The organism is Microcystis sp. M165S2 (genome assembly GCF_020245885.1).
Lineage (GTDB): Bacteria > Cyanobacteriota > Cyanobacteriia > Cyanobacteriales > Microcystaceae > Microcystis.
Genome location: NZ_JADBTZ010000002.1, coordinates 1 through 8,744, shown reverse-complemented (window position 1 = coordinate 8,744; position 8,744 = coordinate 1). Strand labels below are relative to the sequence as shown.

Genomic DNA, 8,744 nt, shown 5'->3' with positions numbered 1-8,744 from the left:
CGCACTTTTTCTCGGTCAATGATGACAATAAGTTATAGCTTAGAAGCTAATCAACAACTAAAGCTTATGCTTGTAGCTAAGTGAAATCATTGATTAAGAGACCTGTGCTTTTCAATAACTTTTTCAGCAGACCCTAATTAACCACCTGAAAATCGGTAAAACCCTACACCCTACACCCTACACCCCGCCCCCAGGAAAAACTTTTTGCCGCAAACCCTACTTATTACCACTACCCGGACTAAGCTGTACTGCATTTAAACTGCGTATTGGATGTTTTAGTACAAATACTCAAACTCTCAACTCCGGCGCTCTCAACTCCGGCGCTCCCATGCAGTCTTAACGAGTAATTTAGATAGTCAACAGCTTACTGTTAAATCTTGACCTTCTCTAATCCAGCAATATCCCAGAAACCCTGAGACTTTTGCTAGAACAAATGAACTAAAAAAATCTCTCGTCATCATTGTTGTCAGAATTATGAGAATTACGTTACATTTAGTTAAGATTTAATTGGCTGCGGGGATTAATCTCGAAAAAATAACCTAAAATCCTTGACAAAAACAGCTAAATGAGTTAGGCAAAAATCTTTATCCTAGAACCACTAAACAAACATGAAACTATCCTGGAAAACGATTTTACTGTGGACATTGCCCGCCCTTGTGGTCGGTTTTTTCCTCTGGCAAGGCACTTTTGCCACGGCCACCGGTAATATCGGCAATAACACCGCCACTACCCGCATGACCTACGGACGCTTTCTAGAATACCTAGAGAGTGGTAGGGTTGTTAGCGTCGATCTCTACGAAGGTGGCAGAACCGCGATCGTACAGGCCCTAGATCCAGAACTAGAAAACCGAGTACAACGCCTACGAGTCGATTTACCGGCCAATTCCCCCGATTTAATCGCCCGTTTACGCGATTCTAAAATTAGTTTCGATGCTCACCCGATGCGGAATGACGGCGCTTGGTGGGGATTCCTCGGTAATCTACTTTTCCCCTTTTTGCTGATTGCCGCTCTCTTTTTCCTCTTCCGCCGTTCTAATAATATGCCAGGCGGTCCGGGTCAAGCGATGAGTTTTGGTAAATCAAAAGCCCGTTTCCAGATGGAAGCGAAAACCGGCATCACCTTTGATGATGTGGCGGGAATTGACGAAGCGAAGGAAGAATTACAGGAAGTCGTCACTTTCCTCAAACAACCGGAGAAATTTACCGCCGTCGGGGCCAAAATCCCCAAAGGAGTCCTGTTAGTTGGCCCTCCCGGTACGGGTAAAACCCTGTTAGCCAAAGCGATCGCCGGTGAAGCGGGTGTACCTTTCTTCAGCATTTCCGGTTCGGAATTTGTGGAAATGTTCGTCGGTGTCGGTGCTTCTCGCGTGCGCGATTTGTTCAAAAAAGCCAAGGAAAATGCTCCCTGTTTAATCTTTATCGATGAAATTGACGCAGTAGGTCGTCAACGGGGTGCCGGTATCGGTGGTGGTAACGACGAACGGGAACAAACCCTGAACCAATTATTGACAGAAATGGACGGTTTCGAGGGGAATACGGGAATTATCATCATTGCCGCCACTAACCGCCCCGATGTTCTCGATTCCGCTCTCATGCGTCCGGGCCGTTTTGATCGCCAAGTAACCGTCGATGCACCCGATTTTAAAGGTCGTTTAGAGATTTTAGACGTTCATGCCCGCAATAAAAAGCTGGCCAACGACGTTTCCATCGAAGCGATCGCCCGTCGCACTCCGGGGTTCAGTGGGGCAGATTTAGCCAATTTACTGAACGAAGCGGCAATTTTAACCGCCCGTCGTCGCAAAGAAGCCATTACCCTGTTAGAGATAGATGATGCGGTAGATCGCGTGATCGCAGGTATGGAAGGTACTCCTTTAGTCGATAGCAAGAGCAAGCGCTTAATCGCTTACCATGAAGTGGGTCATGCGATCGTGGGTACGCTCTTAAAAGATCACGATCCCGTCCAGAAAGTGACTCTGATTCCCCGGGGACAGGCCCAGGGTTTAACTTGGTTCACTCCCAACGAAGAACAGGGTTTAACCACGAAAGCGCAGTTAATGGCCCGGATTTCCGGTGCTTTAGGTGGTCGGGCGGCCGAGGAAGAAATCTTCGGCTATGATGAGGTGACTACCGGTGCCGGTGGCGATTTACAGCAAGTTTCTGATATGGCCCGTCAGATGGTGACTCGTTTCGGGATGAGCGATTTAGGTCCTTTGTCCCTAGAAAGTCAAGGGGGTGAGGTGTTCCTCGGTGGCGGTTTGATGAATCGTTCCGAGTATTCTGAGAAGGTGGCTACTCGCATCGATGATCAGGTGCGATCGATCGTGGAACACTGTCATGAAATTTCTCGGCAAATTATTCGCGATCATCGGGAAGTGATCGATCGAGTGGTGGATCTGCTGATCGAAAAAGAAACGATCAATGGGGAAGAATTCCGGCAAATTGTGGCTGAATACGCCTACGTTCCCGAAAAAGAACAGTTTGTACCCCAGTTATAGGTTAATTTTAATACAGATGCGATCGGGTGGGTTAAAGCTCACCCGATTTTTTTATGCTAGGGATTTAGTTATCATCATCATCATCATCGTCATCGTCATCGTCATCGTCATCGTCTTTTTTATCCCGTTGATTATCATCGTCTTTTTGCCGATTTTCCCCGTCTTTATCGCTATCTTCGTCTTTTTGCGGCGATTCCACCGTGGTAGGGACGTTTTTCGGTTCTTCGGCTTCTTTTGCTCCCTGACAAGCGCCTAAAACCGTAGTCAAGGTTAACAGAATCAGCAAAACTAAGGATTTGATTTTCATTGTCTTTCTCCCCACTCGATCGATGAATATAACGATTTTAAGACTTTTGGGCGGTGGGTAGCTTGGCTAATTCCAAGAGAGTACATTCCCAGACTAAACGGGGTTGAACGTAGGCTAACAGCTGCCGGCGGGTTTTTTCCAAGATTTGCAAACTCGATCGCTCTCTTCGTCGTTGCCAATCCTCATACTGAAGATAACTCAGATACCATAATTGGGTTTCCGTGTCAAGGGTTTGAGCAATAATTTTTCCTAAGTTTAAGGACTGGGAGAGTTTTAGGGGAAATTTGCTTAAAGATTGCGGTAAATCTTGGGGGAGACTGTCGAGAAACTCTAAAGCGGCGATCGCTTCTCCGGGGCTGCCTTGGGCTAAACCGAGAATTGCCGGATAATTGAGAACGCGAGCGTGTCCGTTAGAGCGGAGGACTTGAGCGAGATTTTCTTCCGAAAGACGCTGAAAAGGGACGTGTTGACAGCGAGAAACGAGAGTAGGTAGTAAAGAGGAGGGACTGGGAGCAATCAGGATTAAAGTGGCTTTTCTAGGTTCCTCAAGCGTTTTTAAGAGCGCATTTGCCGCCGCTTCCGTCATGGTGTCTGCTTCCTCGATCACTACCACAGAGCGGGCCGATTCCAGGGGAGGACGACTTAAAAAGTTAGTAATCTCGCGAATTTGCTCGATGCGAATTTGCGGGGGAGCTTTACGCTTGAGATTGCTTTCCTGTGCTTCTTTTGCCGTGAGCAGTTTGCCTTGGTGTTGATAAGTGGGTTCAATCCAGAGTAAATCGGGATGATTGCCTCCCAGAAAGCGTTTCAGGATTAATTCCCTTGTTTCCGGCGATCGATCTCTAGTTAACAAGTCTTGACAGAAACATTTTGCGGCCAGATTACGTCCAATTCCCTTAGCGCCGGCGAATAAGTAAGCGGGAGCGATCGAATTGATTTCAAGCGCTCTTTGTAGTAGTTCAATGGCCTGATTTTGACCGATTAACCGTGACCAATCTATCATCTTTTCCCTGCCATGGCTCGCTATTCCTGTTCCTATTTTGTCGGTATTTCTCCTCATCAGACCGGGTTTTTATACGATGATATCCTAAGTTTGGGTGAATTTGAAATCATCAAGCGCCGGCCCGATGTCTTGCTTTTATCGGAAGTTCCTAACGATGCTCTCTTTCCACAGTTAGTGAAAGTGGAATTATTTATTCATCCTCCCACTAGCTCCGAACTTCAGATTGATTTATTGGTAAAAAATCATGAATTGCCCCTGAGAACTAATAATCGTTGTCGGCGATTTTTTGAATCTATTCACCAGATTATTACCAAAAATTATCAAGGGCAATCTCTGACCAGAATTACCGCTTAAAACTATTCGTTGCTGTCTTCGTCAGCTGACGGGGTGACAAGCAGATTGAAAGTGAGACAGGGTGTGAGGTGTGGGGGATAGGGTGTAGGGAAAAGTTTTGAGACTTTCGCCAAAATGAGAACGAGAGAATGAGGTTTTTGCTGCCTACGTTGATGAATTTCACGGCTTACAGCGAGGAGATTTTCCCCACACCCTTCAGATACCCAAGACTTGGGGACAAAATACCACCTTATAGCAGTTATCTTAGTGGTGAGGAGGAAAAAGTCTCCGGTTTTGGGGAACGCACCTTACCAGGTCTATGTCCTCTCGCAATAACAGAAAGGAAAATTGTTAGAGTAATTTCTGTTGTTCAGCTTCCTGAAGAGTTTGATGTAGATGATAAAGAGTGATTAATATTGTCAATCCTAAAATGAGAGACAAGATTGGCAAAGAAAATATCTGCACTCCTACACCATGTTGAAGCATTAGATAAGGAAAATAACTGAAGAGAGATACAAGATTAATAATAATTGGCACGAAAAAATAACGGGGGTAATAAAAACCAAAAATAATAGAAATAACATCGGCAGCAAAAAAGTATCTTTCGTGCATCTTCGGCAGTAAATAAGGGACAACCAAGACTGAGATAAGAGCCAGTTGAATCATTACTGGTATAGTAATTTTAAGGTGACTTTTGTAAATTATGTAAACGAGGTACACAATAACAGTTACTGTCAGCAATGCCCCCAGGGGAACAACCATTGAATAAAATTGATTGGAAATCCATACATATAGATTAGGAGCATTTAATGTTAGATCTTTAAATGTTCCAGCTTGATTGAGATAAATTGACAATAAACTTTTTAGTGATCTGCCTGCCATCCAACTTGAAAATAGAGAGAACAAATATACTAAGGGAACAATCAATAATGAAAACCAAGAGATATATTTTTTGACACCAAGCATGATTAAAAAAGGCGCAAAAAACATTGCTTGTTGCTTAAAAGAAACAGCGATACCAAAACAGATTAATCCTAATATATTTCGCTCAATAGCTAGATAATAGAGACAGGCAACTAACCAAAATGTATAAAGCATATCTGTCTGTCCCCAGTAAGAACTATTCAAAAAAACTGTAGGAGAAAACAAGACACTAATAGCAGCGATAATTGGTAATTTGCCTCTAGAATATTTGAGGCGAACTAGCTTATAAACAAAAAAAGCACAGAGAAAATCAAAAGGTATTGTAATCAGCTTGATAGCCAGAACTTTCGGCAAACTAGAATAAATATAAGAAGCAATAACCATTAAATATAAGTAGGGAGGATTGTAGTTAGCAAAATCATATTTAAAAGCACTAAATCCTCCGTGCTGGACGATAAAATCGTACCATTTACTGTAAGCTTTCATATCTGAGGTTAAGTTTTGCCAGCGACTCAGCCTTAGTAAAAAGGCAAGAATTACACTAATTATCACAATGGTTTGATTTTCAAATCTCCGCCAGAAACTTTGTAGTAAATTTATGAAAAATAACCCAACTGGGCAGTCGTAAGTAGTAAGTTTTCAACTGGAGCTAGTATAGCATCTAGTTGAGATTGGCGGGCCAGGTGGGAGATGTCTTCATGGCCTTGAGCCAGAAGCGATAGGCAAAGACTCCCAGCAGATGAATGAGGGTACGGAAGGTGACTTCAATTTTGAACCGCAGACCGTAGGCCGCAATAACCTCCGTTCCACTCAAGCTGAGGTCGGCCGATGCCGGTCTGATCATGTCCCTTTTTCTTGACTTCTCCTTGCTAGGCTGAGAACTTCCCACTGTCGAGCAAGCAAAGAACACAAAGTCGAGAAGAGCCATTTTTGCCTTCCTGCGTCGATTTGAGCGGGGGAAATTGACGACGTAAAAGCAAGGAATTACTCACTACCATAACCGAACTAAAAGCCATCAAAGCTGCTGCTAGGGCCGGACTGAAAGCTAGACCCCAATGGGGTAGTAATAAGCCACCGGCAATGGGAATAGCAAGGGTATTATAACCCAAAGCCCAAAAAAGATTTTGTCGGATTTTTTGCCATGTGGCCAGACTTAAATGCAGAGATTGCACCACATCCTCCAGGCGATCGCTAATTAAAACGATCCCGGCCGTTTCCATGGCCACTTCCGTGCCACCGGCCAGAGCAATACCGATGTTAGCCTGTCCTAGTGCGGGAGCGTCATTGATACCATCCCCGACCATAGCGACGATTTTGCCTTCTTTTGTCTGTAAGTCAGCAATTAAGGCCGATTTTTCGGCGGGAGCAACTTGGGCATAAAATTGACTAATACCCAAACTATTAGCGATCGCTGTCACCACTTCTTGGCGATCGCCACTGAGTAAAATCACCTCTAAACCGAGTTTTTGTAACTGATTAACGGTTGTTTGAGCATCAGGACGCAATCGATCCTGAAAAGCGATCGCGCCGAGTAATTGTTCTTCCATACCCAGATAAATCACCGTTTTACCCGCTTGTAAAAGCTCTTGAATGCCCGGGATAGTTTCATCGATTTTAATGCCGTTCTGCGCCAACCATTGCCGATTTCCCAGAACAATTTTCGACCCCTGCACCCTTGCAGAAACTCCCAATCCGGCCACAGTTTGAAAATCTTCCCCCGTCAGGTTAGTAGGAGGAGTAACCGCGTCTAAAATCGCCCGAGCAAGAGGATGATTAGTACCACTCTCCACTACTGCCGCTAATTGCTGAATTTCCAGGGGATTAAGCTCAGAAAAACTCAAACAATCGGTAATTTCTGGATGACCTTGGCTAAGGGTTCCCGTTTTGTCAAAAACCACCGTTTGCAGTCGCGAGACGGTTTCCAAAACATCGCCCCCTTTAATTAAAATGCCCCGTTCAGCTGCTAAACTGGTTCCCACCAATAAGGCCGTCGGTGTGGCTAAACCGAGAGCGCAGGGACAAGCGACCACAAGCACAGAAATCGCTAATTTTAGGGACAAAAGTAGGGGAGAAATGGGTTGAATCAGCTCGTGGTGTCCTGTGGTTGACCCTAACACCTCTGGAAAGAGCCTAGTTCCCCAAAAATACCAAAAGAGCAGCACAATTAGGGCAATTATCATCACTCCGTAGGCAAAATAACCCGCTACCCGGTCCGCTATCTTCTGCACCGGGGCCTTGCGAGTTTGCGCTGATTCCACGGCTGCGATAATCTTAGCTAGGGTGGTATCAGTTCCCACCTGACGAGTTTGCACGGCGATCGCACCTGAGAGATTGAAACTGCCAGCAATGACTAGATCTCCCATTTCCTTAACCACCGGCAGCGATTCCCCCGTTAACAAAGCTTCATCGACCGTGGTTCTTCCCTGAATAATCTCCCCATCCACGGGAATTTTTTCCCCGGGTAAGACGCGCACCCATTCCCCGACGCGCAGCTGTTCCACCGGAATCGCCACGCCCACACGGTCATCTGTACTACCAATCAGGTGAGCCACTGCCGGTTGTAGGGAGGTAAGCGCTTCTAGGTCTGCGGCTGCGCGATGACGGGAATGCGCTTCTAGAGTCCGTCCGAGGAGAATAAACCCTAACAGCATGACTGGTTCATCAAAAAAGCACTCTAGACCGAGATTAGGGAAGACAAGAGCTAAACAACTGGCTATATAGGCGCTACCTGTGCCTAAACTAACGAGAGTGTTCATATTTGGCATCCCGTGCCGTAATCCGCGCCAACCATCGATGAAAATATCGCGGCCGGGGAATAAAATGGCTAGGGTGGCTAAAGTCCAGTGAAAAGCAATACTTTGAAAGATGGGGATTTCTGGTCCCCCGATGTGGTGTAAGTGACCGATCAGGGAAAAAACCAGTAAACAACAAGCGATCGCTAATCGGTATAATTGTTGTTGCCGTTCTTTTTGTTGGTTTTGCCGACGTTGATTTTGTTGAGAAAGGGGAGTCGATGAGCTGCGCGGTTGGGTGGGGAATCCTATCGCGGTTAATTTTGCGGCTAATTGCTCTGGTGCGATCGCATCTGGTTGGTATTCAATCACGGCAATTTCCGTGATTAGGTTAACTTGGGCCGATTTTACCCCTTGATTTTGGCTGAGTTGTCGTTCTACGGCACTCACACAGCCGGCGCATTTCATGCCTTTTACGTCTAGAGTAGCGGTTTTTAGTCCAGTTTCGGCGGCTAGGATCATAGAAAAAGTAGGCAAGGATGGTCTTTACTTCTATCCTAGAAATTCTCGGCCGATTTTTAAACTATTTTGGCGATCTCTTCCCAATCCCTTCTCGATCGGCAATACTATCAGAAGATACTTGCCGCTCATTGTCAGTGGTTGCGGCATAATTACGAATCATACCGATTGCTGGCGCTCAATTAGCGGGGCAGTGCGATGCCGAAGGCACTGCGTAGCAGTACGCTATCGCTGTAGGGTGCGTTCCCTAATACAAGTCCTAAGTGGGTGGGTGGAATTAAATATAAGCTGAACGTAGCGACTGTCTTGATTGTCAAGGGGTAACTCAAAAAACAATCAAGGAGTTGCTGTCGAACCTAAAATCTCAAGCCAGAAAAAAGCGCAGCAAAAACTAAGTCGCTCAGGTTAAACCAAAGCAAGCGCAACCCTTG

At 45.5% G+C, this 8,744-nt stretch carries 7 protein-coding genes; 2 read left to right on the top strand and 5 right to left on the bottom strand.

What is annotated here, in order from left to right; translation table 11 throughout:
* Positions 1–608 precede the first annotated feature (608 nt).
* On the top strand, positions 609–2,495 hold the full coding sequence (gene ftsH2, locus IM479_RS00050; RefSeq protein WP_286825201.1) for an ATP-dependent zinc metalloprotease FtsH2: 1,887 nt from the start codon (positions 609–611) through the stop codon (positions 2,493–2,495).
* Positions 2,496–2,559: 64 nt separating this feature from the next.
* Here ftsH2 and IM479_RS00045 read toward each other — a convergent pair whose 3' ends face one another.
* Complete coding sequence (locus tag IM479_RS00045) at positions 2,560–2,802, bottom strand: neurohypophysial hormones like protein (RefSeq protein ID WP_287684777.1); 243 nt, start codon at positions 2,800–2,802, stop codon at positions 2,560–2,562.
* Between the two features lie 37 nt (positions 2,803–2,839).
* Positions 2,840–3,805, bottom strand: coding sequence for a DNA polymerase III subunit delta' (holB, locus tag IM479_RS00040; RefSeq protein WP_287684776.1), 966 nt, complete (start codon positions 3,803–3,805; stop codon positions 2,840–2,842).
* A 12-nt stretch (positions 3,806–3,817) separates the two neighbouring features.
* Between holB and IM479_RS00035 the strand changes: the two genes are divergently transcribed.
* Positions 3,818–4,159 carry a hypothetical protein gene (locus IM479_RS00035; protein WP_287684775.1) on the top strand — a complete coding sequence of 114 codons (342 nt, stop codon included), beginning with the start codon at positions 3,818–3,820 and terminating at the stop codon, positions 4,157–4,159.
* A gap of 330 nt (positions 4,160–4,489) precedes the next feature.
* Here IM479_RS00035 and IM479_RS00030 read toward each other — a convergent pair whose 3' ends face one another.
* The 3 genes from IM479_RS00030 to IM479_RS00020 form a co-directional block, all read right to left on the bottom strand.
* Positions 4,490–5,548: a putative hexosyltransferase gene (locus IM479_RS00030; protein WP_287684773.1), complete on the bottom strand. Its 1,059-nt coding sequence runs from the start codon at positions 5,546–5,548 to the stop codon at positions 4,490–4,492.
* Positions 5,549–5,723: 175 nt separating this feature from the next.
* A complete protein-coding gene (locus IM479_RS00025; protein WP_287684772.1) occupies positions 5,724–5,906 on the bottom strand; it encodes a hypothetical protein in 183 nt (60 codons plus the stop codon).
* A 25-nt stretch (positions 5,907–5,931) separates the two neighbouring features.
* Positions 5,932–8,316 (bottom strand): heavy metal translocating P-type ATPase, encoded by a 2,385-nt coding sequence (locus tag IM479_RS00020; RefSeq protein WP_287684771.1) that lies wholly within the window; start codon positions 8,314–8,316, stop codon positions 5,932–5,934.
* Positions 8,317–8,744: the final 428 nt, after the last annotated feature.

Bases quoted from the DNA above. Each gene is read 5' to 3' on its own strand.
- ftsH2 (WP_286825201.1), top strand. From the start codon at position 609: ATGAAACTATCCTGGAAAACGATTTTACTGTGGACATTGCCCGCCCTT.
- IM479_RS00035 (WP_287684775.1), top strand. From the start codon at position 3,818: ATGGCTCGCTATTCCTGTTCCTATTTTGTCGGTATTTCTCCTCATCAG.
- IM479_RS00030 (WP_287684773.1), bottom strand. From the start codon at position 5,548: ATGAAAGCTTACAGTAAATGGTACGATTTTATCGTCCAGCACGGAGGA.
- IM479_RS00025 (WP_287684772.1), bottom strand. From the start codon at position 5,906: ATGATCAGACCGGCATCGGCCGACCTCAGCTTGAGTGGAACGGAGGTT.
- IM479_RS00020 (WP_287684771.1), bottom strand. From the start codon at position 8,316: ATGATCCTAGCCGCCGAAACTGGACTAAAAACCGCTACTCTAGACGTA.
- IM479_RS00045 (WP_287684777.1), bottom strand. From the start codon at position 2,802: ATGAAAATCAAATCCTTAGTTTTGCTGATTCTGTTAACCTTGACTACG.
- holB (WP_287684776.1), bottom strand. From the start codon at position 3,805: ATGATAGATTGGTCACGGTTAATCGGTCAAAATCAGGCCATTGAACTA.